Annotated in this window: 27 protein-coding genes and 2 tRNA genes; 7 read left to right on the forward strand and 22 right to left on the reverse strand. The window is 43.9% G+C overall.

Going from position 1 to position 25,445, the window contains the following annotated elements; all coding sequences use genetic code 11:
* The first annotated feature begins 63 nt into the window (after positions 1 to 63).
* Entirely contained in the window at positions 64 to 1,209 is a 1,146-nt protein-coding gene (locus IJE10_11090; GenBank protein MBQ2968649.1) for a ribose-phosphate pyrophosphokinase, read from the forward strand.
* A 51-nt stretch (positions 1,210 to 1,260) separates the two neighbouring features.
* A complete protein-coding gene (gene rfbC, locus IJE10_11095; protein MBQ2968650.1) occupies positions 1,261 to 1,812 on the forward strand; it encodes a dTDP-4-dehydrorhamnose 3,5-epimerase in 552 nt (183 codons plus the stop codon).
* A 240-nt stretch (positions 1,813 to 2,052) separates the two neighbouring features.
* On the opposite strand, the gene IJE10_11100 is transcribed toward rfbC, so the two are convergent.
* Positions 2,053 to 3,039: a diaminopimelate dehydrogenase gene (locus tag IJE10_11100; protein ID MBQ2968651.1), complete on the reverse strand. Its 987-nt coding sequence runs from the start codon at positions 3,037 to 3,039 to the stop codon at positions 2,053 to 2,055.
* Positions 3,040 to 3,234: 195 nt separating this feature from the next.
* On the opposite strand from IJE10_11100, the gene IJE10_11105 reads away from it, so the two are divergent.
* A complete protein-coding gene (locus tag IJE10_11105) occupies positions 3,235 to 5,805 on the forward strand; it encodes a leucine-rich repeat domain-containing protein (protein ID MBQ2968652.1) in 2,571 nt (856 codons plus the stop codon).
* Between the two features lie 40 nt (positions 5,806 to 5,845).
* On the opposite strand, the gene IJE10_11110 is transcribed toward IJE10_11105, so the two are convergent.
* Both IJE10_11110 and IJE10_11115 read right to left on the reverse strand, forming a co-directional pair.
* Positions 5,846 to 6,802, reverse strand: coding sequence for an ATP-binding protein (locus IJE10_11110; GenBank protein MBQ2968653.1), 957 nt, complete (start codon positions 6,800 to 6,802; stop codon positions 5,846 to 5,848).
* Positions 6,803 to 6,820: 18 nt separating this feature from the next.
* On the reverse strand, positions 6,821 to 7,756 hold the full coding sequence (locus IJE10_11115; protein MBQ2968654.1) for a DnaD domain protein: 936 nt from the start codon (positions 7,754 to 7,756) through the stop codon (positions 6,821 to 6,823).
* Between the two features lie 167 nt (positions 7,757 to 7,923).
* Between IJE10_11115 and IJE10_11120 the strand changes: the two genes are divergently transcribed.
* The 4 genes from IJE10_11120 to IJE10_11135 all read left to right on the forward strand — a co-directional run bounded on the left by IJE10_11120 (position 7,924) and on the right by IJE10_11135 (position 8,882).
* Positions 7,924 to 7,998, forward strand: a tRNA-Gln gene (locus IJE10_11120).
* A gap of 5 nt (positions 7,999 to 8,003) precedes the next feature.
* A tRNA-Lys gene (locus tag IJE10_11125) sits at positions 8,004 to 8,079 on the forward strand.
* 292 nt (positions 8,080 to 8,371) lie between these two features.
* Positions 8,372 to 8,644 carry a hypothetical protein gene (locus IJE10_11130; protein ID MBQ2968655.1) on the forward strand — a complete coding sequence of 91 codons (273 nt, stop codon included), beginning with the start codon at positions 8,372 to 8,374 and terminating at the stop codon, positions 8,642 to 8,644.
* 40 nt (positions 8,645 to 8,684) lie between these two features.
* Positions 8,685 to 8,882, forward strand: a complete 198-nt coding sequence (locus IJE10_11135) for a hypothetical protein (protein MBQ2968656.1) — start codon at positions 8,685 to 8,687, stop codon at positions 8,880 to 8,882.
* Positions 8,883 to 8,915: 33 nt separating this feature from the next.
* Here IJE10_11135 and IJE10_11140 read toward each other — a convergent pair whose 3' ends face one another.
* The 19 genes from IJE10_11140 to IJE10_11230 all read right to left on the reverse strand — a co-directional run bounded on the left by IJE10_11140 (position 8,916) and on the right by IJE10_11230 (position 25,296).
* Entirely contained in the window at positions 8,916 to 9,698 is a 783-nt protein-coding gene (locus IJE10_11140; protein ID MBQ2968657.1) for a peptidoglycan-binding protein, read from the reverse strand.
* Positions 9,664 to 9,930, reverse strand: a complete 267-nt coding sequence (locus IJE10_11145; protein ID MBQ2968658.1) for a phage holin — start codon at positions 9,928 to 9,930, stop codon at positions 9,664 to 9,666. The genes IJE10_11140 and IJE10_11145 overlap by 35 nt, the downstream gene beginning before the upstream one ends.
* A gap of 13 nt (positions 9,931 to 9,943) precedes the next feature.
* Positions 9,944 to 10,273 (reverse strand): branched-chain amino acid ABC transporter permease, encoded by a 330-nt coding sequence (locus IJE10_11150; protein ID MBQ2968659.1) that lies wholly within the window; start codon positions 10,271 to 10,273, stop codon positions 9,944 to 9,946.
* Positions 10,273 to 10,449 carry a hypothetical protein gene (locus tag IJE10_11155; protein MBQ2968660.1) on the reverse strand — a complete coding sequence of 59 codons (177 nt, stop codon included), beginning with the start codon at positions 10,447 to 10,449 and terminating at the stop codon, positions 10,273 to 10,275. Before IJE10_11155 ends, IJE10_11150 begins: the two co-directional genes overlap by 1 nt.
* Before the next feature lie 12 nt (positions 10,450 to 10,461).
* Entirely contained in the window at positions 10,462 to 11,226 is a 765-nt protein-coding gene (locus tag IJE10_11160) for a hypothetical protein (protein ID MBQ2968661.1), read from the reverse strand.
* On the reverse strand, positions 11,223 to 12,944 hold the full coding sequence (locus IJE10_11165) for a hypothetical protein (GenBank protein ID MBQ2968662.1): 1,722 nt from the start codon (positions 12,942 to 12,944) through the stop codon (positions 11,223 to 11,225). Before IJE10_11165 ends, IJE10_11160 begins: the two co-directional genes overlap by 4 nt.
* 11 nt (positions 12,945 to 12,955) lie before the next feature.
* Positions 12,956 to 13,852, reverse strand: a complete 897-nt coding sequence (locus IJE10_11170; GenBank protein MBQ2968663.1) for a hypothetical protein — start codon at positions 13,850 to 13,852, stop codon at positions 12,956 to 12,958.
* The gene (locus IJE10_11175) at positions 13,845 to 14,876 is read right to left on the reverse strand and encodes a hypothetical protein (GenBank protein ID MBQ2968664.1); all 1,032 of its coding nucleotides are present in this window, start codon (positions 14,874 to 14,876) and stop codon (positions 13,845 to 13,847) included. Before IJE10_11175 ends, IJE10_11170 begins: the two co-directional genes overlap by 8 nt.
* Before the next feature lie 11 nt (positions 14,877 to 14,887).
* Positions 14,888 to 15,766 carry a hypothetical protein gene (locus IJE10_11180; GenBank protein MBQ2968665.1) on the reverse strand — a complete coding sequence of 293 codons (879 nt, stop codon included), beginning with the start codon at positions 15,764 to 15,766 and terminating at the stop codon, positions 14,888 to 14,890.
* 2 nt (positions 15,767 to 15,768) lie between these two features.
* Positions 15,769 to 20,355 carry a phage tail tape measure protein gene (locus tag IJE10_11185; GenBank protein ID MBQ2968666.1) on the reverse strand — a complete coding sequence of 1,529 codons (4,587 nt, stop codon included), beginning with the start codon at positions 20,353 to 20,355 and terminating at the stop codon, positions 15,769 to 15,771.
* Positions 20,356 to 20,556: 201 nt separating this feature from the next.
* The gene (locus IJE10_11190) at positions 20,557 to 21,156 is read right to left on the reverse strand and encodes a hypothetical protein (protein ID MBQ2968667.1); all 600 of its coding nucleotides are present in this window, start codon (positions 21,154 to 21,156) and stop codon (positions 20,557 to 20,559) included.
* Entirely contained in the window at positions 21,153 to 21,503 is a 351-nt protein-coding gene (locus IJE10_11195) for a hypothetical protein (protein ID MBQ2968668.1), read from the reverse strand. Before IJE10_11195 ends, IJE10_11190 begins: the two co-directional genes overlap by 4 nt.
* 93 nt (positions 21,504 to 21,596) lie before the next feature.
* The gene (locus IJE10_11200; protein MBQ2968669.1) at positions 21,597 to 22,091 is read right to left on the reverse strand and encodes a hypothetical protein; all 495 of its coding nucleotides are present in this window, start codon (positions 22,089 to 22,091) and stop codon (positions 21,597 to 21,599) included.
* Between the two features lie 4 nt (positions 22,092 to 22,095).
* Entirely contained in the window at positions 22,096 to 22,542 is a 447-nt protein-coding gene (locus IJE10_11205) for a hypothetical protein (GenBank protein ID MBQ2968670.1), read from the reverse strand.
* The gene (locus IJE10_11210) at positions 22,542 to 22,979 is read right to left on the reverse strand and encodes a hypothetical protein (protein MBQ2968671.1); all 438 of its coding nucleotides are present in this window, start codon (positions 22,977 to 22,979) and stop codon (positions 22,542 to 22,544) included. Before IJE10_11210 ends, IJE10_11205 begins: the two co-directional genes overlap by 1 nt.
* A 3-nt stretch (positions 22,980 to 22,982) precedes the next feature.
* The gene (locus tag IJE10_11215; protein MBQ2968672.1) at positions 22,983 to 23,363 is read right to left on the reverse strand and encodes a hypothetical protein; all 381 of its coding nucleotides are present in this window, start codon (positions 23,361 to 23,363) and stop codon (positions 22,983 to 22,985) included.
* Entirely contained in the window at positions 23,360 to 23,728 is a 369-nt protein-coding gene (locus IJE10_11220) for a hypothetical protein (GenBank protein ID MBQ2968673.1), read from the reverse strand. Before IJE10_11220 ends, IJE10_11215 begins: the two co-directional genes overlap by 4 nt.
* A gap of 123 nt (positions 23,729 to 23,851) precedes the next feature.
* The gene (locus tag IJE10_11225) at positions 23,852 to 24,721 is read right to left on the reverse strand and encodes a hypothetical protein (GenBank protein MBQ2968674.1); all 870 of its coding nucleotides are present in this window, start codon (positions 24,719 to 24,721) and stop codon (positions 23,852 to 23,854) included.
* Between the two features lie 14 nt (positions 24,722 to 24,735).
* Positions 24,736 to 25,296 (reverse strand): phage scaffolding protein, encoded by a 561-nt coding sequence (locus IJE10_11230; protein ID MBQ2968675.1) that lies wholly within the window; start codon positions 25,294 to 25,296, stop codon positions 24,736 to 24,738.
* Positions 25,297 to 25,445: the final 149 nt, after the last annotated feature.

Below are 25,445 nucleotides of genomic sequence, written 5' to 3' on the forward strand. Positions count from 1 at the left end.
TAAGCATTTTACATGTTTAGGGCAAGTTCATTTCAAAAATTGCAAAAAGAGAGGATTTAACAAATGAAAAGCGAACTGATTTTTCACCCCGACACCAGTGTTGCGCCTTTGGGCATGATTGCACTGGAAAGCGCACAGGATTTAGGCGCAAAAATTAACAGCTATCTGGTAAGATGGGCAACAGAAAGAAATAAGGAGCCTGAAAACGGCACATTTCAGATTGAAGCCTCCTGCCCCAGATTCTCCTCCGGCGACGGTAAAGGTATGATTAAATCCACCGTACGCGGTAAGGATTTGTTTATTCTGGTAGACGTTGCAAATTATAACTGCACCTACACCATGTTTGGTATGAAAAACCAGATGTCTCCCGATGACCATTTTCAGGATTTAAAACGTATTATTCAGGCTGCCAGCGGTAAGGCGCATCGTGTAAACGTTATTATGCCGACCCTGTATGGTGGCAGACAGCACAAGAGAAGCTACAGAGAATCTTTAGACTGCGCAGTTGCTTTGCAGGAATTGCAGAACATGGGTGTTTCCAACATTCTAACCTTTGACGCGCACGATCCTCGTGTACATAACGCAGTACCGCTTATGGGCTTTGACAACGTTATTCCGTCTTACCAGGTTTTAAAAACCATGTTCAAAACCATTGACGGTTTTAAGCCTAACAAGGATAATTTCATGGTTATCTCCCCCGACGAAGGCGCAATTAACAGAAACATGTACTACGCATCGGTGCTTGGCGTAGATTTAGGTCTTTTCTACAAGAGAAGAGATTATTCGGTAATTGTAAACGGCAGAAACCCGATTGTTGCACATGAATATTTGGGTAACTCTGTAGAAGGCAAGGATGTATTTATCGCAGACGATATCATTTCTTCGGGCGAATCCATGCTTGATATTGCATACGAACTGAAGAAGAGAAAGGCAAACCGCATTTTCTGCTATGCGACCTACGCAATCTTTACCAACGGTCTGGATTCCTTTGACAAGGCTTTTGAAAACGGCATTATTGACGGTGTGTACGGCACAAACCTGACCTACCGTTCGCCCGAACTTTTGAAGAGAGAATGGTTTAACGAGGTTGACGTTTCCAAGTACATTGCATACTTTGTTGCAGCCCTCAACCATGACGTTTCGGTGAGCCAGATTATTGACCCGCACGAAAAGATTCATACTTTGCTGCAAAAGCACGGACTCAAATAAGAAAAAAGCCCCCTTTTCAAAGGGGGCATCATTTTAAAAAGGAAAAGAAAAATGGGTAAATTTAACTTTATTAAAACGGATATCAAGGATTTGATTTTGGTAGAGCCGACTGTGTTCGGCGACAGCCGCGGTTATTTTATGGAAACCTACCAGAAAGAAGAATTTAAGCAAGGCGGCATTGATGTGGATTTTGTGCAGGATAACCAGTCCTGCTCGGGAAAAGGTGTGCTTCGCGGTATGCATTTTCAGAAGAAAAATCCCCAGGGCAAGCTGGTGCGCGTGGTAAGCGGTGCCGTTTATGATGTAGCGGTTGACCTGCGAAAGGACAGCAAAACCTACGGTAAGTGGCAGGGCTTTGTGCTTTCTGCCGAAAACAAACGTCAGCTTTATGTGCCCGAAGGATTTGCCCACGGCTTTTTGGTATTAAGCGACAGCGCCGAGTTTGTGTACAAGTGCACCCGTTACTATGACGGCTCGGATGAAGGCGGACTCATGTACAACGACCCCGATTTGAACATTGATTGGCATGCACACTATGACGGAGAATTTGTCATCAGTGACAAGGACAAAAAACATCCTTTATTTAAAGATTTAAAAGACTGAGCTTACGCTCAGTCTTTTTTAGTGTTGTCATCCTGCGCAGAGCGCTCGTGAAAAGTATTTCAAAGAAAACTTTTCACGAAAGAGGCGCAACAGCCTGATAACAAAGCATGTGCCGATAAGGCATATGCGTAAAAAGAAGGCTTGTTGCGACGCCGGGCAATTGGTGCCTAGGTGCTTGTAATAGAGTCACAGCTTCTTTTTTACACAAAAAAACAACGCCATGATCTGGCGTTGTTTTGATTATAACAATTCTTTTCGAAGCTCTGCACCCGATTTTTGGGAAAGGTATGCCGGCGGAACATCTAAAACTGTTTTACATCCGGACATTCCTTCCTTAAACATTCTGCAGGTTGCACGGGCATACGCCACAATGACAGAAGCAGTAAATTCAGGATTGGAATCTAATTTTAAGCTATATTCAATGATATGGTTGTGTTCTTTATCGAAGCCCGTTTTACCGCTTCGGATGACGAAACCGCCGTGGGGAATTCCGCTGTGGTCGCGATTCAATTCCTCCTGCGAAATAAAATGCACAATAGTATCATAATCCGCAAAATAGTTGGGCATGGTCTTGATTTCGTTTTCAATTTTTGCTTTGTCTGCGCCTTCTTTTGCCACCACAAAGCATTCTCTCAAATGCTTTTCACGGGTAGAAAGGTCGGGATTCAAACCGCTTCTTACTGCGTCTAATGCTTTGTCAATGGGAATGGTGTACTGCTTTGCATCCTGCACGCCGTCAATTCTGCGGATGGCATCCGAATGTCCCTGGCTTACGCCCTTGCCCCAGAAAGTATAATCCTTACCCTCGGGCAAAACCGCACCGCCGTACATTCTGTTAATGGAGAACATACCCGGGTCCCAGCCCACAGAAATCATGCCCACCTTACCGCCTTTTTTGGCGGAAGCGTCCACATTTTCAAAATGTTCGGGGATTTTTGCATGGGTGTCAAAGCTGTCTACCACATTAAAATGCTCTGCTAAAAACGGTGTCTGCTCGGGCAAATCCTTTGCGCTGCCGCCACAAAGAATCATCACATCAATTTTGTCTTTAAAGGAAAGCACATCGTCTGTGTGACAAACTTCTACTCCCTCTGTTTTTATGCTGACGGTTTTGGGGTCACGACGGGTAAACACCGCCACCAGACACATATCCTCATTCTGGCGAATGGCACTTTCCACACCGCGTCCTAAGTTGCCGTAACCGTAAATTCCGATTCTGATCATGATAAAAACCTCCTTATCTCGAATAAAAAAAGTATAACATATTCTTCGGAAAATTTCAAGAAAAATGCAAAAAAAATATAAAATAATCGGTCTTATTTTTAAAAAAATCAACGTTTACGCCTCTAAACGCAACGCTTGTTCCTGCGCTATTGCTTTTTGCATTTTACCATGCTATACTGAAAAAAGGAGGGATGATTCATGAAAAAAACAATTGCGCTTTGTGCAGGTGTTATTCTGGTTTGCCTGCTGATTTTTGCTTTTGCAACAACCGCCTCCGCGACCGGATTGACTTATGCGGAAAGCTTGCCCATTATCAACGGAAATCTTGCAACAGAGCAAGGCAAATTAGGCATCGATACCACAAGCCCCACAAATAACGGAAAATGGAATTACAATTCCCACGATATGTATCAGGGTCTTTACGGTCTGAGCGGTGTTCCTACCTTATATATCAACAGCGGACAGTCCGTAACCTTAACTGTAAACAGCTCTGAAGAGGTTACGTGTTATCTCGGTGCACAGCTTTCCTGTTACACCTCGACCCGTGCTGTGGATGTATCCATAAACGGAACGAAGGTTGCGCGCTTATATTCTTCAAGCATGAGCCAAAGAGTTGTCTCGGATCCCGTTACTCTGCAAAAGGGAGAAAACCAAATTACGCTGACAGGTGTCGGGGCGGTTGTGCGTCTGGACCACATTGCCTTTATTCCCGGCACTTCCAAGTCGAATGCCCTGGCAGATTATACTGCGGCAAGCGTATCGGTACAAAGCTTAGAGAATGCTTTCGGTCAAACCGGTATTTTGCTTTCTGAAGCAAATGTTTCTTTTTCCGCAGCAGACAGCAACGGACTTACAGTAAACTGGATCCCCAATAAAAGTGCAAAAAATAAAAATGTAACCTATAAGCTTGTTTTAGACGGAGGTGCGGAGGTTGTTCTTGGAAACGAAGCAAGGTCGCACACCTTTACCGATGCAAGCTACGGCATGCACACCCTGTCGCTTACCGCGGTCTGCGGAACAGAAAGCATTACCATTTCAAAAGCCGTATTTTTAACCGACCGGAATTCTGTTACCACTGTTCTGGACTTTGGCACCTGTGGTGAAAATGTTACCTGGGTACTGGATGTAGAGGGTACTTTGTTCCTGAACGGCAGCGGTGCGATGCAAAATTACGCTGCAGACAAAACGCCCTGGTATGATTTGCGGTTTTCTGTTAAAAAAGCAATTGTTGCTGAAGGGATAACTACCATCGGTGACAATGCACTGGCAGGATGCATAATTCTGGAAAGCATAACGCTTCCGGACAGTTTAAAAAGCATTGGCAATCATGCACTTTCCACCTGCCTTGCACTAAGCAGTATAACGATTCCCGACAACGTGGAAACCATTGACCAGAGTGCATTTGCAGATTGCGAAGCACTTACGAGCATCCGCTTGCCGGACAGCGTAAAAACAATTGGCATGCAAGCTTTCCGAGATTGTAAGGAACTAACAAACATCACATTAGGTAACGGCTTGATTGCAATCGGTGTGCAAGCATTTTCCTATTGCAAAAATTTGGAAAGCATAACCATCCCTGACGGTGTAGAAACCATCGAATACCAAACATTCTACGCCTGCGACGCACTTACAAATATTCAATTTGGCAGTGGCATAACCACAATCAAGGATGATGCATTCGGAAGATGTTTAAGCCTTGAAAGCATAGTCATTCCAAGCGGTGTATTATCCATTGGCGCATCCGCCTTTGGCTACAACCATTCGCTGAAAAGTGCAACAATTCCTGCAAGCGTAAGAGAAATCGGCGAGGGTGTATTCCGGGATTGCAGAAACCTTACTGATATTACGGTAAACGCCAACAATTTAAAATACTGCTCACAGGACGGTGTTTTGTTCAACAAGCAAAAGACGGTGCTGGTGCAGTATCCGGGCGGAAAATCGGGTGCATATACCGTTCCGGACGGGGTAAATACCATAGCGCCCCATTCGTTTTATTATTGTCAAAAGCTTACCGATGTAAGCTTTCCTGCGGATGTAACCTACATTAGCGACAATGCATTTACAACCTGCACTACACTTAAAAGTGTCACATTCTCAGAAGGCTTAAAGACCATTGGTTCATCCGCCTTTTCTTCATGCCAGGCACTTGAAAACGTAAATCTCCCCAAAAGCCTGACTGAAATCAATCCATCTGCCTTCAGAGGTTGTTCCGCTCTTACAAGCATAACCGTACCCGGGGGCGTCACAACCGTTGGAAACTACGCCTTCGGCTATTGCGACAAGCTTACCCGCGTAATCTTAGAAACGGGTATAAAAACAGTTGATTCTTACGCGTTCAGTGACTGCCAGAAGCTTGCCGATATAACTGTACCCGGCACGGTGCAGACAATCGGTAACAATGCTTTTTCCCGGTGCGATAATCTGCAGACCATCTATTACAGAGGTCTGGTATCCGATTGGAACAATATATCTGCAGAAAATGCTCTGATACCCGAAACAGTAAAAATGGTATTTCTTCCTGTTTTTTCCTTTGATATCACTACTGCCAACGGTCAGCTTCTCGTCACAGCAGACCCCTGCGATTTGCCTGCTGATACCGTTTTCCTGGGCTTAACCGTAAATGCAAACGGCAAGGCATTGGAGCTTAAGCCCGTAACAGCAACTACAGCCACAGCCTTTGACGCAACAGATGTAAACGAAATAAGAGTCTTTGCCTGGGGTAACCGCTTTACTCCCGTATCCCAAAATTGCATTCAATCCGTAAATTAACAAATAACCCCTCAAAACGTAAGTTTTGAGGGGTTGCTTTTTACAGTTCCCGAATATCGTCACCGGTACATTCCAGTATAATATAGTTGCCCAGAATTCTGGAAGTTATGCGCTGGGAGTAAACCGTTTCCAGGTCATTAAAATCCAGGTTTGTGCTGATGATGGTGGGCTGGCGCTTGTTGGTACGGGTGTTGATTAAATCAAACAGCACCTCTGCGGTATAAGCTGTTACCATTTCGGCACCCAAATCATCAATAATCAAAAGCTCTGCGTCCATAATGCGGTCGATATGGCTTTTGGACAGCGCTTTGTCCTCATGATTGAACTTATAACTTTCAAACATGCGGAAAATTTTGTAAGCAGGCTGATAAAACACATCGTGACCCTGCTCTAAAACCGCCTTTGCGATACAGCTGGACAAAAAGGTTTTCCCAAGCCCCGTACCGCCGTATAAAAACAAGCTTTCGCCGTTGTTTTCGTTAAAACTGTCTGCAAAATTTTTGCAGATTTTCAGTACATCCTCCATGTTTTCACGAGCGTCCTCGGGATACACGTCCAGCCTGAAGGTGTCAAAGGACTGGGTGTCCATCATAAGAGGCAGGTTGGACTGCTTGAACGCCTCTTTTAAAAGGGCATCCTTAAAACAATCGCAATAGCCCAGGTCGGTATGGCCTTTGTCCTGACAAACACTACAGCGATACCTTGGCTCCAGATAATCGGATGCAAAACCGTTTTCGAACAGCAATTTTTGCTGTTCTGCCTGCAATATTTCTGCGTTTTTGCGGGAATTTTCCATTAGTTCTTCGGTATTTTCCGCGGTGAACGCCTTTTTGATGAGCATCAATCCTAAAGCGGTCAGTTCTTTTTCAATTTCCTGCAGACGCGGTACTGCGCGGAATGCTTCTTTTTTTCTGGTAATCTGTTTATTTTCCGCATCAAAGCGAAAGGAACTGAACTGCTCCTCTACCGCCTGATACACTTCTTTCGGGTAACCCATAACTTTCAAAATCCTCTCTTACAGATTTTTTGCAATTTTTCTTGCCCGTTCCCTTGCCTTTTCCTTTACCGAATCGTAATCCTTTTTACGAGGCTCAAAATTGGCAAATTTGGACGGTGTAACACGTTTTTTGGATGTTGGTACCGCGGGTGCGGAACTTCCTTCGTCAGCCGTTAAAATTTTGTTCATATAGGCAAAGGAAATTTTGCCTGTGGTATCCACCGTTTTTTCGTATGCCTCTCTGATTTTTTCGGGGCTGTATTCGCCTTTCCATTTATCTAAGTATTCTTTTTCCTTTTTCGTAAATTCTCTGCCGAAAATGCCCAAAACATCGCGCATGGATGCATAATATTCTTTTTGTTGTTCAAGATATGTAATGTGTGCATGGGCTTTTTCTGCGGTGTCGATTCCCTTTTCGTGCCAGTCCAGCGCAGTATTTTTCAAATAGCCCACCGATTTTTTGCCCAAGGCTGCCACATACTCGATTAAAATCATCAGCACCGGCGCAGGAATGCCCACCCAGCTGTAAAGACTGGTCAGTACACCGATGTCACCATAGTTTAACAGCTTGCCGAATGCCTTTTCCGCACAAACAGTGAGGTTTGTGATTTCGATGTCGTTCATGGCGGCGATTTCTTCGGGCGTATATTCCTTGAAAGCCGTCGGCTTTGCAGACACCTCAGGCTCAGCAGAAAGCATGGTAATCTGCGTGGTAGTAAGCTTAATCAGCTTCTTTTGCTCTAAGTGCTGAAATGCCTCTACCGCCTCGCGCATGGTGTAGCCGGATTGCGCCGAAATATCTTCCCATTCTATGTCTTTTTTTCCGTGGGCATACATGGTGGCGAGCAGGTAAAGCTTAAGCTCTGCTTCGGTTAAATTTTTCATATCCTCACGAATGAATCCTTCAGTAAGAACAATGTTTCCACGGTATGCACCGTCTGTTTTAAACTTCATTGAAAAAAGAATCCCTTTCTTTGTTTTTCTATATTGTACCATAAAAATAACAAAAAGAAAAGAGGAAAATATTTTTTTAAAAAAATAAAAAAAAGTGTTGACAAATAATGGGAAGTGTGTTATACTAATTAGGCGTTGAAAATGAGGCGGCAGTAAACGTACGATAATGGGCTGTAGCCAAGGGGTAAGGCTCCAGATTTTGATTCTGGCATTCGTAGGTTCAAATCCTGCCAGCCCAGCCATACATGGACCACTAGCTCAGTTGGCAGAGCACATGACTTTTAATCATGTTGTCCGGGGTTCGACTCCCCGGTGGTTCACCAATCACGAATTCCGCACTATCAGTCAAAAATGGCTTGGTAGTGCGGTTTTTCATGTTTTTTAAATGAAATAAACTGAACGAAACCGTAATAAAACGAAGTGTTTAGTGGGGTCAAAATGGGGTCAAACTTTTTTGGCGTGTTATATTCTTTCCGGTTACAACCCGGTGTTGTAATCTAAAAAGAAAGAAGGTATGCACATGGCAACCCGTAAACGCATATACGCATCTCATGGCGAATTTTGGTAGGTTAAACTACAATCATACCGAAAAATGTCATACAAAGGAGAAAAACTATGAATCATCCATATAAAGATGCGTTAAAACCGTTCATCAGCCAACAGCTGACCGAATGTGCCAAAGAATTAAGTCTGACCCAAGAACAAATTGCAGAATTGCTGGAAATTGATACCCGTTCATATGTCTATCTGCAGGCAGGTGTGTATATGTGTAGCGCAACCACTTTGTTACTGTTTCTGACGCGCGTGTGTCCGAACCCCGAACAATTCCTTAAGGAAGCAAAAGAATACTTTGATAAATTCAAAAACGAGGCTTCTTTATGCCCATAATATAAGTGTGGCTTATATTTACAAGGAAGGGAAAGGGAAAATGAAAGAAACAACAGAAGAAAAACTTGCCTACCGTGAAGCAATGTCTGTGACCGACATACTCAACTGCGGTGCAAGCTTCGCGTATCCGATTTGCCCAAGGTGTCGCATTTCAATGAATCGCGAATATCAGGCATTTTGTGACAGATGCGGACAAAAGCTAAGTTGGAAACATTTTAGAATGTTCATAGAACTATAAAAAAATTAGGGGAGCATTGCGCTCCCCTTTTCTTTAATTTAAAAGCTTACTCCATGTATCCTTGCCAACAACGCCGTCAGCTGTAAGACCTTTTGCTTTCTGATATGCTTTCACAGCAGAATCCGTATCCGAACCAAAGTCCCCGTCTGCGCCTGATGCGCCACAGGAAATGCCGTTTAAGACAAGCAAGGTCTGCAAAGCCTTAACGGAGCTTCCCGAATCACCTTTTTCAAGCATGGGAAGGTTAACACTTACAGTCACATCTTCTGTTGCTTTACCCAAAACACCTTCGTAATCAGGTCTGAAGAATTTTGTTCCCGGCAAACTACTGTTATAGTATGTTTTCTTGCACACACCACCGCCATTGGCAATAATACCACTCGCACCGGAAGTGTTACCCTCGACGGTTCCAAATCTGTCACCGCTTACTTCCACAACAAATCCCGTGTGTACAAATGAGCCGTTTCTTTTAAAAACAGGAATATCACCGACTTGTGGATTCGCGTACAATCTAGACGATTTACCCATAGTAGGACAGTATGTGTACGGATAGTGCTCAAGCAATTTCTTGGTGTTATCTTTACCAAAAGCTTTATCAAAGCACCAAGTCACAAATACCGCACACCACGCCTGTCCCTGCAAACTCGGACACACATCTCTCCAATACTTGGTATAGTTTCCGCTACCCGCATTCGCCGTCTTACTGTCAAGATTTGCGTTGCTTCGTTTTTCGAGGTAACCAACCTCATTTTTTGCAATCGCAATCAATTTTTCAATATGCTTATTCATCGTACCCCTCCTTCTTCGGCTTAACATAGGTAAGAGCCTGCTTGCTGTCCGATGCACCGGCGGTAGTCGGATCAACTAAAATGCCGATAAACGATAACAGCTCAACAGCCATCAGCAACAGATTTACAACCGCGCTTTCTGAAATTTTAGGAACAATGCCGTAAAGCCCAAGGCAGGTATAAACAAACGATACCGCCATCGGCAAAGCCGCAACCCAGAACACCGGGTTTCTGAATCTTACCTTCCAGTTAATCTGCATAAAAATACCTCCTTTAAAATTGGTTATGTGCCTGCTTATTAATATGCTTTTCAATTTTTTCGATTGCCTCGGTCACGGGACCGTTGCACCCCTTTTCGGATAAACCTTTAAGACATGCCAACAATCCATACACCACAATGGTAAGCTCATTTTGCGTGCCTTCCTGGTCGCGGTTATGCTTATCCTCAAGAAGTTTAATCCGGTCTCTGAGTTGATTAATCTCTTCCTTCAGCTTGTCCCTTCCGCTTATCCACTTAAAAAGCTTCCAGACAAGGGTTACCACCGTGATAACCACCGTAAGCACACCGCCAAACAGAATAATTGTATTTAACGATATGTACATTACAACGTATCCTCCAATTCAGCCATAATTTTTTCGTATTCTTCTTTACTTATAAGGTGAAAAGAGCTTGGGTTCATACCTTCTCCAAGCCAAATTTTACTCGCATATACATCGTTCCCATTGGTATAAAGAAATCCGTCTGGTGCAACCAAATCAGCTCTACTTAATTCTCCCATATAAACTCCTCCTTATTCAACGTCTGAAAGTGCAAAAGTCCAGTTTTGCTTAGAAGCTTTCAAATCTTCCCACCATGTTGTTCCTCCGCTGATTGTTTCCATTGCATTACTGTTAAATGTTACGGTCTGCCCTTCGGCATCATTAGACAATGCAAAAACTATACTTTCTGCACTTTTTCTGCTCAAGGGACAAGTTCCGAAATCAATGCTTTTCCCGATTGTTCCGCCGATTCTAATTTCTATAAGACTTGTGCAGTTCAAAAAAGCATTGGTTGTTGTTGCACTTTCGGGAAATGTTAGGCTGTCAATGCTGACAAGACTTGTTGCATTAAAAAACATACCCTGAATAGAAGTTGCTTTTTCCAGAACAATTTCAGGCACTCTGGTAATTAACGAATACTGGAAGAAGTTACTTACGGTCAAAGCATTTTTGCAATCAAGTTTTGTTCCGTATTTTTCAAGAATGCCTTTTAAATCAGTTACTCCCGAGTAAGAAAAAACATTTGATGCATTTCTTGATGAAGGCATCACAACATCGGTGTAAGGCGTAAAAGTGTCGTCGTTCCAGCCTTTTCCCGCAAAGCCGTATGTAAATGCACTTTCGTTAAGTGCATCTATGTGTTCACTCCACTTTTTTCGCCTCTCCGCCTCGCAACCCGCATCAAAAACCTCTGCCTGCTTTTCGGCAAATTCAGAAGGCTTAATTATATCGGTTTCTCCTGTCTTTTCGCGAATAGCATCCGCAATCTCCTTAAATTTTTCCTGCTGAACACTCATACACCCACCTCCCAGCTGTCAAGAATAGCTTGCTGAATGGACGCGTCTGTGTACGCATTTGCTTTTGTCTTTGTATAATAGGTGATGCTCACAATGCCACTTTCGCAAACATCCGTACTCGAAATAATATTTTTTACATCGGACCTGTTTTCAAATCCTGTGAACACAATTTCTTGTGTTAAACCATCCGCATAAAAATACTCAAATCTACCCTTTGCATCTTCAGGATGTAACTCAGTCGGCACATCTTTACCCCACAAGTAAATATATGAGGTGTCAGACCCTGTAAGTGTTTCATTCCATATGATGGTAGCGGATTTAACACCGACGCAATCGTCAGGTAATTCATAAACACCGCCAGTTAAACGTTCAGGAAGAACAATCGTTTTTTCACCGTCAGCATATTTTTTAGCATCATCAAGTTTTTCATCCGCATACAATTTTGCAGAACTTAATGTTTTAGAAACTTTGTCGTCCACATATTCCTTAACACTTACATCACTTTTGGTAAACCAAGTGTAATTAACGAACACATAATCTGAATTACCATTGCCGGCTCTGATTTCAACAACAGCTTTTCCTTCATTTTTATTAAAAACAACAGGCATTGAAACTTCTTCTGCTCCGATTATAAAATTTGACCCATCAGCATAATAAAACTCAACGGAACAAGCGTCATGTGCCTCGTCATCAACGGTTTCCGGGTCTTCGTATAATGTCACTTTTGAAATAAATATAGGATTTAACGAAAAATCAAGAACATATTTAGAATCAGACACATCAATATCCACAGTAGTCTCGTGTTTAATGCTTGTATCACCAACTTTGTTGTCGGTATACGTTTCTGCATAATCAAAAGCAGGTTTCAGCAAATCATTTGCGCTTTCCCATTTATTCTCCGCGAGCACGCCGTAGTAAGGATACGTTTCTTTAAACGTCTCAAGTGTAAATGCAGTTGTATCTGTGTCTGGTGCATAAAGTTCTAATTCTTTCACATCGCCAGTCAGCGCAACAAAAACAGTACAAATAAGTTTTTCGTCAGTGCTTGGATTAAAGAAAACGTACTTATTTTTCGCACTAATATCTACCGTCAAATCACCTGATACCGTCAAATTAATGTAACCAGAATCCTGTGTGTCAAGCTCTGTAATTTCATCCGTACTTACATAATGCTGTGCACAAACCAAAACGGCCTTTCCTTCAATCTCACAAGCAGGAAATGATTTTTCTAATTTTTCAACACAGCCGTCTGTGTACATTTTCGATTCCGAAACCGCTTCTAGCTTACTCGAGTTTATCTTTTCGTTAAGCTCCTGATTCATTTGACTGATATTCACAAGAATCTGTGTCAGAACGCCCGTATTTGTGCCTGCTGCGATTGCATCCGCTCCGTTTGGTTTCTCTACTTTAAACAGCAGCTCGTTTGTTGTAAGACAGCTCCCGTCGGGAGAAACAACAGCAGTTCGAACTGTAAGGTCCCCTACTACCGAGTGCATCTCGTTTTCCATAACGTAAGTAGCACGATTGCCAAAGCACCTTCCGAGACCTAAAAGCTTCTTGCCGTCCGCACGAAACGCCGTCACCTCAAACGAGCAGTTGCTGATATCCTCCGGAGCTGTAAGTACAATTTCATACGCATTTACATCATCCGAAACAAGCGGAAACGCAAAAAACGGAAACTGATGTTTGGCCGTATGAATCTGGTATTGTCTTTTCATCTTTTTCCTCCTTACACTGCAAAAATTTCTATAGTTTGCTTCATGGCATACTCTTTGGCTTTTTCTGTTTGGTAATAGCAGTTAAGCTTCAAATTATAAAGCCCGTCTTTTTCACCAATTGTCGCCGAAACGGAATAGCCGTTGCCCCCTTCGCTTCCTTGACAAAGCACAAAACTTGTACCTTGTCTGACTTCTACCACTTCAGCACCACCGGCATGTACAGTTCCGACCGATGCATAGAATTGGCTGTAATCGTTCAAATCCAGTTTCAGCAAGCTTCTCGCGCTTTCATCTTCATCATAAACATAAATAAACATCTGATTGTACGAACCAACTTTTAACGAAAGTTGAAACGCGCCAACGTTTTCGGTAATCTTCAGCTTTGCATATCCCGGTAGTCCCCAACTGCTTGCATATTTAGAGGCAACGTTGGTGCTTTTTGCGTATTTTCTTTTATTCGTTAAAACACCACTTGCCGAAATTTCAGCCAGCGGTACGTAAAAAAGACCGTCGTCCGTGCTGTCTGAAAAGGAGGCTGTCGCTGCCACCACTTTGCAGGTGTTCAGCTTTGTGTTTGCACATAGGGCAACATAGTTTTTTACCCCAGAAGTAATTGCTACTGTCTCCGTACCGGTTACTTCCGCAATCATCCCATTTGCGAAAATAGCTTTTCCGGGCTTCACATGTGCAATGCTCCCCACTACACTTACCTGCAACGAATTGTCTGTATCCGGCAGAACACCCTCTCCAATATTATTGTAGCAAATGTCGTTCAACTTGGACACATAATACGAATCGCCGTCTGAAAACGGTTCTGCAACACCCGAAAACCCAATAAGTGTTTTTACAAGCCCGTTCAGATCATCCGCTCCAACCTCCTGGTTGTCCATAAAAGAACATTTAATCATCCAAAACCACCTCCGTTAAAATTGGTTTTTCATTATAACTCTGCTCCTGCCACCAGTTAACCGCTGACACGAGCTTTTTCACCGTAACACCGACCCCGTTTTGTACGCGGATAATGTCGCCGATGTTATAATCCACACCACACTGTATGCTTTCGGTCTCGCAGGTAACATCAGCCGTAGCGGTAAATGTTTTCAGCTCGTTCAGAGCCTCTTTGTCTGTGGTTGCGGTTAGCACTACATCACGACGATGCAGTCCGTGCGCGCCGTTTGAAATGTACCGCCATTCCTTTTCGGTCACAGTCTCCATAATCGGTTGCCCCGTTTCGTCTTCTACAACGTTTCCCTCTTCGTCAACCTTTTTCCGAACCTTCTCAACATCCACAACATACCATCCACCGCGCGCCAACGTCTTGTTATCGTAGGTCGTAACAAAGGTGTGTGCGTTCAGATTATTGGTTGACAGCATCAAACCGTTTTCGCTTGGTTTCTTCAATGCAAAAGAAAAAACTTTGCTCTCAAAGTCGATTTTGATTTCATAGCCCCATCCGAACTGATTCAAAAGCTCAGTCAGCCACGCATCTAATGGTGTGTAGTTGTTCTTCGGATACGAAATTGTTTCCGTAAAGCCCTGCTCTGCAGGCATAGTCAACCAGGGCGCGTCCGTGTTCACAATATTTACCGTCGACAAAATAAGCTGTTCAGCGTTTTTTTCTCCCTCTGCCTCGTCCGCAGGCACAACATAATTCTTAAGCAACCCGTTTAAATGCATTCCATACAAATGACATTCCGTGTCTGACCATTGATATCCCGTAAGAAACCCTTGAAAGTCGCCCCACTTAACGAACAGCTCGTTTTGATTCTGTTCTACAACCGTTTTTAGTATTTCGTCGGCAAAAACAATCTCAAAACTGCCGTTCCCGTTAAAGTCCTGCTGAACATTGCAGGATGTGTAACCGATTTTATAGGACCATTGCGGCAGGATGTGCAAAAGGTTTAAATCAAAATCATAAAAACGTATATCCAAAAACACACCTCCTAAAATACCGCCGAAACATATTCGCTGTGATAGGTCAAATACACAGTAATATCCTGACCTGCATTACGGTTCAGCGCATAAATCGTGTTTTTCCCGGGCTTTAACATAAAATCCGAAAGAACAGTACTGTCCGAAATGTAATTGGTCAGCACGTCACCTTTGTTATTGGTTATCCTTCGGTTCGGCAGGTCGATTCTAACCACCTCTCCGATTTCGGGCGTGTACTGAAAATCAATTTCTGCGCCGGTGATTTCGTTTTTCAGATAAATTCCCGAATCCAGAGAAAGCACCGCCGCATCCGCAACCCCGTTTGCAACATAAATTATGGGATATACATTCTTTTCTCCTCTCAGCTCTACTTCTGCAGTAGTACGACGTTCGGTAAAAACCGCAGGCAATTGAAAAGTATACGTTGCGTCCTCACCGTTGTTTATCATGTCAACGCGTTCAAACACATACACCGTTGTTTCTTCCACATCCGAAAAATACGGGTAATCTGCCTGGAATTGCAGAACAAAATTATAAAGGTCACCCTTACCAACCTTGGTAAAGCCTTCGGACGTAATCATTCTGCATTCGATTTTCTTTGACCCGGTGACAAAATCAAGAACCAAGGTACCGGGATGATACAAAATGCTGTACATATTCTGCACATCAAACGATGTACCGTGAAAAGTGCCGGAAATGGTAAGTGTTCGTTGTATATCCCGAATATCGGTTGTCACACACCCCGGCGCTTTTGAAAACACTTTACTTTGCGCTTCCTGGTCAGGCGGTTTAAACCCCACCAACGCAGTGACGTTTAAAGGGAGCCCGCTTAAAGCACTGGCTCCCATATGAATTTCACCATATTCGTTTTTGTATGTAATTTTAAGCATGTTTACCTCCAGTTCCTGAGCCGTTTTTGTGTTTCGGCATTCTGAATGGTCTGCATCTGTCGCGCTGTACTTTCACCCTCTGCAGATTGCAGAACGTATGTGGGCGCATAAGTTGTGCCGCCTGCTAAAGTGCTTTGGTGCATGTACTCATGTCGCATACCTGAGAATCCATACACATCGTCAAGCACATCTGAAACATTTTTGACAATCTCTGTAAGCTTTCCGGCAAAACCCTCTGCGAACTGCTCCCCGGAATCCTCGCCGATAGCAAAGAATTTCTCAGGAAGCTTAACACCCGCTTCTTCCTGCACCGCATCAATCAAATCCTGACTTGCTTCAACAACTTCTGCGCCATAAAGCTCAGCCGTTACACTTCTTATTGCTCTTTCCTTTTCCTCAAACGCCTTTACATATGCATTTAAAGCCTCGTCATCATAAGCAAGAAGTGCGTCCGTAAATGCCAGACCGTCTTTTACGGACATATCCCTCAGCATACCAAACAGATCTGCAGGCACTTTACCTTTAAGCTTTATAAGGTTATCTGCATACCGCTGAATGTCTGCCGTCTGCGCATTCAAGTCGGCAGGTGCAATGCCTTTTACCGCTTTTTCGGTAAGTGTTCTGCCATCTTCGGACCATTGATATTCAACACCGATAATAGCATCGCTGTCATATAATCCACCCACATCCGAAAGCTTTTCGGAAAAGTCTTTTGCTTCGTCCAGAACGTCGCTTAAAACCTCTTGGGCTTTTTCTCTCGCTTCCTCCGCTTTCTCAATGGCATCCTCTTTCAGCTGTTCATGGTAATCAAATATTTCTTCAGTGTAATCAAACCATTCGTCACTACCAACTTTAAAATATTTATCACGGATAGCCTCAAGACTTGCGTAATACTCCGCGTCAGAAATAATTCCGAACCTGTGCGAACGGTCTAAAATCTCCCGCTCACTCTGAATCTGTTCTTCCAGAGCGTTTTCGGTATATTCATAAATAGAATCGGTTGCATCAAACCACTCTTTTGTACCTGCGGTTAAGTATTCATCTCTGTACTTTGCAATTCCCTCATAGTATTCCTGCTGTGTGATTACACCATATTGCAATTGCTTGTCCAGAGATTCCTTAAACGAATTAAACCGTTTGGTGTTTTCTTCGTCGTTTTCAGGCAACCCGTTTTTAAAGCCTTTGGCAAATACCGAAGCAACAGAATCCTGCACACCCTTTGCAAGCTCGTTGTTAAAAGCAATTAACGAACCCCTTGCAAGTGTCGCTGATGCACCATTTACACCGTCAGCCGATTTATTTAAACCGATGACAAAGCCTTCACCAAAATACTTACCGCTCTTTATAGTCTCTTTTGCAGGAGATTGTTCGCCGATAGCCGAGCTTAAGCTGTTTTTTGCTCCACGCCCCATATTGTACGCTGTTGCATTTACAGTAGACATCATGGCTCGCATACCGTTAATAAAGCCTTGAGCGAAATTTGTACCACTCGAATAGGTGTTCATATTTAGCTTGGTTTTTGAATTATTAGCAATCGTTCCCGATGCGCTGACGGCCAAAGGACCTTTTGCCTGAATACCGCTTGCAAAAGTCTGTATCGCACCTTCGCCTTCACCGCTTATATCTATGGTTAAACCGTTTTTTGTAGCATTTTGAACCGACACCCACGCTCCGACAATGTTACCAACATTAGACGAAATACCATTTGCATAACTCCATGTTGCCGCCATACCATACGGTGCCATGCTCACACTGCCAAAGCCTGCACCGGCATTTTCTGCTACCGCCACTGATGCACTCTGTGCCTCACCTGCACCTGCTGAAATACTGCCTGCAAATTCGTTAACCGCTTTACTTCCGGCATCTGCGCCATCCACACTGTTTAAATCATCTTCAACAGTCTGCTTGACATCGTTAGAAGCTTTGTCGACCTCGCCTTTGCCATCTGAAATACTGTCCGCATATTCGGCTACTACCTTGTCAGCAGCCCCGGCACTGTCTACACTTTCAAGAGACTCTCCAACACCATCAGCTATTGCGTCTGACGCACCTACAGGGATGCCGCGTAACCGAAAAACATTATCGCCAAAATTCTGCGCCAAACTTTCTGCCGCATTCATACCCTTGTCTTTGTTTAACACTTCCCAACGTGTTAATTCATATACGGCAAGTTCATACAGTTGCCTATAATTGTCAACCATCTCTTGTGTTACACCGGGCATGCCATTTGCGAAAGCCTCCTCAACTGCTGTAAGACTTTTTTCGAAACTCAAGACTTGACTTTGTAAACTTGATTTTGTGCTTACCTCTGCAGTTTTAAAAGAGTTGTTTATCCTTAAGAATGCCTCTTCTATTTTATCCGCTTCGCCGGACGCAACAGCCCCCAACAAGAATTCAAAGTTTTCCTGAATATTTTGGTTTTCTTGCAGAGCATTACTCGCTTTTACAACTTCTCCGTCAGCCTTTTTCAGGTTTGAATAAAGTTCTTCAAAAGTACCAGTTGTTGCCTTGGTTGCTATACCAGTGTTTGTCAACAATGCAGAAAACTTTTCAAAACTCAAGGAACCATTTTCGTATTCCTTTACGACATCCGGAATTTTTTCTCTTGCGTCATCTAACACTTTATTGACAGCATCCTGAGCTTTTTTTCTATTAATTGTTGCTTCGGTTAAATTTTGTTGTGCCTCCGCCTCTTCTTTAATAGCTTTATTATAATCTTCCTGATAACCGGAAAGTAACGCCTCCTGCTTTTTCGCCTCAATCAAGGAATATATATTGTCAATAATCGCCTGCTTACCTTGTGCAACCATGCTGTCTAAGGTAATTTCAGTACCCAGTGCATCCGACAGAATACCTGTAATGGCGTTTGCTCTGTCCTCGTAGCCCTCTTTCACATTACCGTTGGCATCCACAAGGCTGTCAAGCTCTTCCACAAGTGATTCGTAATGTCCATATTCCGATTCGATTTCCGAAACAGCTTTTTTGCGCGCCTCTCTGGCCTGCTCATAAGCCTTTCGATTTTCTTCGACCCTGGCGGTCAGCTCATCGATTTCCTCCGCAAGCAGGTCTGCCTCGCTTTTTTCGTCCTCCATGCATAAGGTAAATACCGCAATCGCCGCAGTTACGGCTACAACCGCCGCCAACAACAACCCCAAGGGATTTGCCGACATTGCGCCGTTCCAAAGCATCTGAGCTTTCGTGGCAAGCCCCACAGCAGCGGTTTTCAGAGTAATCTGCCCCGTACACAAGCCAACAAGTGTCTGGAACAAAGTCAGACCGCCGTTCGAAGCAACCAACGTCAACGCGTGTGCCGATTCCATTGCAGTAAGCGCAGTAGTTGCCGCCGTCCATGCTGTAGTTACCGTTGTCGTGATTGCTCCAATTGCATTATACGCTTTAACCGCCGCAACCGAACCTATTACAGCAGTAGCCAAAGCTGTAAAATTGCTGATTACAAAAGAAAGAGCACCGCCAAGCGCTCCGTCAGATAAACTTGCGGAAATTCCTGCAATTGCCGTATTCACATCCTTTAACAAATCTGTAAAAGCACCATCCAAGGAGTTATATGCGGTTATAGCAAGATTCTTAAGGCCTTCCTTCATAATGGCTGACTGACCTGCAGCGGTATTCGCCATTGTTTCAAATCCCTTTTCAACAAGCCCAGCGGTATTATTCATCGCCTCTAAGTTAGAGGTGAAAGTTTTTCCTTCCTGGTTCATGATAGAAAGAGCCGCTTTACCTGCTTCAATGGAAGAAAACATATCTACCATTGACACGCCACTCTCGTCAGCTGCTTTTTGCAAAAGCGCTAACACATCGTTTAGCTCTGCACCGCTTTCCATCATTTCAAGGAAACTCTTCCCAGCATATTCTGTTCCCTCTGCAGCTGCCTTTAAATTGTCAGAAGCTATTGTGCCACTTTTCCCGAGTTCAGCTATCAAACTGTTCAACTGTGTGGTAGCCTGAGCAGTAGGAGTACCTTGCGCCGTCATTGTAGCAAGTGCCGCACCTACGTTTTCAAAAGAAACTTTAAACGCTGCCGCTGTTGGTGTAACTTGTGCCAAAGATGCACCGAGTTCTCCTACTGTCGTGATACCTTTGTTTTGCGTTTGAATCAGTATACCCTGAATTCGTTCCGTTTCAGAAACATCCAGACCATATGCATTAAGGGTTTTAGCTGTTGCAGCAATTGCTGTATCCGTATCTGTAAAACCAGCCATCGCAAGCTTTGCAGATTGTTCCAGCATGTCAAGCGCTCCCGCCATATCTTCTGTAACCGGAACACCGGCAGACAGTGCAGAATAAAGACCTTCGTTGAGCTCGGTTGCCGCAACACCGACACTTGCAGAAAGTGAAAGCATTTTTTTATTTAAGTTTTCTGTATCTACTGCAACGTCTCCAAAAAGTGTAGATGCCTTTGCCGCACTTTGTTCGAATTCGGAACCAAATTTCACAACCGAGGCAGCTGCAGCAGCTACAGCTACACCAACAGCTGCAAAACTTTTCTTTGCGGTTTCGCCGGCACGTTTAAGCGATTCATTAAATTCCTTGTCATCGCCGGTGATTTTTACTTTTACCTGATCTGCCATGTTTTTCACCCTTTCTATTGTGAAAATCTCTGGCACTCAATTTAAAAATCACTGGCACTCGATTTTAATTTCAAAATTATGTCTGCACTTGGGGTTTTTGCATTTCACCCACAACCCCTTGCAGTTTGCTTTCTTTTCATAAAAAATCGGCATTTTATAGCCACATTTCGGGCATCTTATTTTTTCAATACAAAACACCCCCTACTTAAACAACGAATTGAAGTCCTCCAGCTCCTTCTTTTCCTTTTCCGAAAGCACCTCTGGCAAAGCATACAAGGCTTTCAGGCGCAAAAGCTCCTTGTTATCTCCGTTGTAACCGCGATAGCCCATTATTTTGGATATATAGTGCTTTTCTTCCAGGCTCTGGAACTCCAACAAAAATTCCCACCAATGAAAAGCTTCTTTTCTTCGGTAGGAAAGGTCAATTCCGGACTGATTCCGGATAGCAAGTATTATCATGTTTAAATCATACGCGAAGGAAAAGGTTCGTGACCGTTCACGTTCCTCGCTGCCACCGCCAAAGCTTTGCACATCCGCTTTCGGATACCCCTTGTAAAACTCTAAAACCGCGCGAAAAATAGCATCCGCAGGCTCGTTTGGTATGGTATCGAAAATCAGCTTGCAGATTTCCACAATCTGAAGTACCACATCCTTCGGGTCCTCGTCCTCTGAAAGCGCAAGCTCGGTTTTTTCCAGAATTTCCGAAACCAAAATCCAAACCTTAAAATCATATTTTACGGGGTACGCCGTACCGTTGATGGTTAAATGCTTCGGCGGTGGTGTAGTGGCAAGGTTAATCATTTTTTACCCTTGACGGAAGCTTTCTTCGCTCTCTGATTGTAAGAGGCGTTAAAATCTTCCAATTCCTTCGTGATTGTGGTGGTCACCTGCTCAAATACCAAAAGCGCGGTTTTCACATTCACACTTTCACCGAAAATGATTCTGTGCGCGCCCTCGCCAAACAGCGCGTCCAAAAAGATAAAAACAGATTTGCATTCCTTTCGGATGCGTTCTGCCACAGTATCTGTTGGTTTGATTTCGTCCCCTCTTTTAATGACTGCATCCAGCTCGTTCTGATAAAGCTCTGCGCTGTCTGCTTCAAAAGGGTCAAATGTAAACGCGTGTTCGTTAAATTCAAATTTCGCCATTTTCAATATCCTCCACATTCATCAGGGTTTCTTCATAAGCCTCAGGCTCGTCTTCCGTTTCACCGACCGCAGCGGATGCTACGGCCGGCTGGGTCAGTCCTGCACTTTCACAACGGTAAAGGTCGGCACACCCTCTGCAACGGTTGCTTCGCCTTTTTCGATAGAACCGCCAAAGTTGATATCAAAGGTAATCTTTTCGTCAACCGTGTTGAAATTCTTCAGCACAATGGTAGCCAGGCTCTTCCACGCCTTAAACTTCGGTGCTTCATCTGTACCGATGTTACCCGCAAATACGATCAGCACTTCTCTCTGGGTCTTTGTACCCACGGGCAGATTGTAGAACATATCATAAAGATAGTCAAACGCAGGGTCACCGTGATATGCTGCAAGCTCCTGCGGAAGAGTGGGCTTGTAATAGGTAACTTCATCGGTAGGATTTTCATCCTCGATGTAGTCATTGGTTACGGTGTTTGCATTCACCGCTAAATCAAAAATGGTCGATTTGCCGATTCTGCCCCAGTTCGGGTCGCTTCCTTCTGTAGCAATGTTCATAAAAGGAATTGTTTGAAACTTTTTTAACTTTTTCATAAATTTACTCTCCTTCATAAAAATAGTTTATTCGGATAGAAAACATAAACTTAGCGCCGTTTTCATCCATGCCTGCAAGTCCGCCGTTCTCAAAAGGCAGAACTTCCATTTTGTTAATTACAGAACCACCCGGAAATTCCGGATAATTCCCCTTTTCTCCCTGCTCGTCAATCCACGAAGCAACCCGTTGCACCCCCTGATAATGCTCCACATTCTCCTTGGAGTTTGGGTTTTCGGTGTAAGGTACAAACTGAATAATGGTAAAGGTATATATTTTGTCACCGCTACCGTCAATGTAGGGCATCCCCTCGTCCCATTCGTCGTTATACCCCGTTTCCGGATAGAGCACCGTGTCTCCGTTTTTCGGGTCTCCGAAGATAAAGAACAGGTCTTTGATGTACGGGCAAGTCAGAAGCCAGTCCATCAGCTTTTCGCTTTTGTCGTTTTGCATCACAGAACGCCTCCCGAATCAATCAAATTCTGCATAAACCGAATCAGCTTCGGCAACTGTACAGGTCTTGCGACTTTATCCCAGTTGGCACAAGCCTTCGGGTGTTTGTCTTTTTTTATCAAAAGACTTTTCCCGGTGTAATGCTTACGCACTCCCTTTGGAGAAAAAAAGCCCACAAGCTGACCGTTTTTAGTAATTGGATAAGACGGTCCCATTGCTTTACCTTTGTAAATGTAATGTGCGTGTGGTGCTTTGTATGTAATCTCCTTCGGCACAATCGTAACCGTCTTGGAAAGCACGCCCGTTTCCATCGGTACATACGGTTCAAGCAGCTTCCAGTATTCATTCGTAGCAGGAAGCCACAACGCATTAGAGCGAATCCGCTTCATGTGCTTCGGAATATCAATCCTGGTTTCCACTTTTACATGAAATCCCATGGCTTACACCCCCGTAACCTTAACATGCTTTGCAAAAGGGATTTTATCATTGATTTTGATTTGCTTTACAAAGAAACAGCTCGGCTTATATCTTGTCGCAATATCTGTTATGCGACTGCCTGCACTGTCCGCAACAGTATCCGAAACCGTACCAAGCACAACCAAATCAAGCTCTCCCACAACTGTTCCAAGCGGAAGTCTGGCTATGTATTGGTTATCAGAAACCAACTGCTCCCCGCTGATTTTCAGCCCGTCAAGTGCAGAGAAAAACGCGTTTTCCACAACAGCCCGCACATACTGCACAACCGTTCTTCCGTTTGCATCCTGCTCGCTGATTCTGTGATATAGAGTTATCGTGTCGTTAAAGGTGGGCGCTGTTTTCACGCATCACACCCCCGATACAAAAGCGGTGTACCGTCTGCCGTTTCAAGTCTTGCGCACACATCAAAAATCATTTGGTCAATGCTTGCACTCACGTCCGCGTAAGAGATTCCGGCATAGTTTACAGATACGCCGTCATTGGAATAAGAGGTCGCGTGCTGACCCGTTTCCATCTCTTCCAGAACCGAAAAAAGCGGAATTAAATCCGAAACCAGAAAGACTATTTCCTCCGGCACCATCTCCATGCACTTTAAACGGTTAAGGGTCAGGTGGTCAATGCGCCATCTCGCTTTTCGTTCCAGGCGGCAAAAGGCGGCTTCCTGTAAAGTGCCGCCCTGCTCGGTGTATTCTTCATACGTTAAATACATAAGCCGCCCTCCTTACTTTTTAGGCTGTTCGGATTTGTTGTTCTTTTCCGCTTTGCCGTCAGCCTTTTTAGGCTGTTCGGATTTCGGAAATGTTAAACCGATTGTTTTCATAAAATCCTCTCCTTACGCCTTATGATGCAGATACACGCCTGCAGCCTTGTTTTCATACGCATCATTCAGACCGTATGCACGATAGAAATATTTCCAACCGTCGGAAGTCTGGTTTTCCTGAGGCGAAATAATCTTATTCACAACGTGCTTGGTAAACTGAATGATGGCAGGCTTATGGATAACCATAAAGTTGATGTCCTTCGCATCGGAATTTTTAGCATAACCGCCGATTTCTTCGCCGGTAGATTTACCGTCTTTTAAATCAATTGCGGTGTAGAATCTGCTCTGCGGTACTTCAACAATCTGCGAGAACTTATTCAGCACTTCCTTGGATTTTGTGGTATCCATATCCGCAATCACGCCTCTTAATGTCGGTGTGATAAACAGGATTCTGTTTTCTACAGGCACTTCATCCTCGTCCATTTTAGTTGCAGCTGCACGAAGCGCAGCAATGACCTCTTCGCCTGTTGCAAGTGTACCGCTTGCCTTGGAAATGTTTTCAAGACCTGCATATGCTGCAAAACGGATAGCATCCATTTCGGGGACAACCTTGGTACGGATAAATTCCGCGGACAAAGAACCGAACGCAATACCTGCAGATTCTTCGTTATCCATTGCATCCACCGTAAAGGCTCTGCCACGGTCATAGTTAAACTTCACGGTTTCGTGTTCAATGCTCACGTTGCCGTCCACATAACCGCCGTTTCGGTCATAATCCGCAAGACCGTCCATCTGGATTTTCGGAATTACGATTTCGTTCGCATTTACGCCTGCACGCACAAGTGCGCCGTTAATATCCAAAACCGCAGTCTTTGCACTGGTTTTGTACACTTCATCCAAAAGTGCAATATACTTTTTAAACTTCATAATGTTGTTCGGCATAGTTTATACCCCTTTCATTTTTGTATAGGAGGCAAGCCCATAACAGCACGTGCAGCGTTTTCGTCCGCAACACCTTCACCGCCCGAACCCATGCCGGGAATATCAATAGGCGGATTTTCTGAAGCAAAAATACCATCGCGGTCTTTCGTCAGCGCGCTGTAAATGTCACTGTCCCCTTTGCTTTTATTTTCTTCCTTTTCGATAGCTTCTTTAAACTCTTCAAAGATGCCTTTTTTCGTAAGCTCGTTCACAAACTTACCTTCTCCGATGACCGATTCAAAGCGTGTAAGGATTTCCTGTTCCTTCGCCTGCTTTTCATCCTCGGCTTTGCGGTCCGAAATCTGCTTTTCAAGCTCCTCGATTTTCTTGTTCAAGCCACCAGCATCAACCTTTTTAAGCTCTGTCACCTCGTCTTCAAGGCTTTTCAGCTTGCCGTTTGCCTCTGAAAGCTTTTTTTCGGATTCCTCGAGCTTTTTCTTTTCCGCATCGATTTCCTTACCGCGTTCGGCAAAAATCTTTTCTGCCGTTTCCTTGTCAAGGCCTAAGCCTTCCAGAAATTCCTTTGTGATTGCCATATACAATCCCCTTTCGTATTAAGATTTTTTTAAGTGGAGCTCTGCCCACTACGAAACTGACCCCTTTTAAGCCCGGTCCCGGCTGTTTTGGAATATAAAAAAGTACCTGTAATTTCTTACAAGTACTTAGTTATCGTATTTACTTTTAT

This window comes from Clostridia bacterium (assembly GCA_017410375.1).
Classification (GTDB): Bacteria; Bacillota; Clostridia; order RGIG6154; family RGIG6154; genus RGIG6154.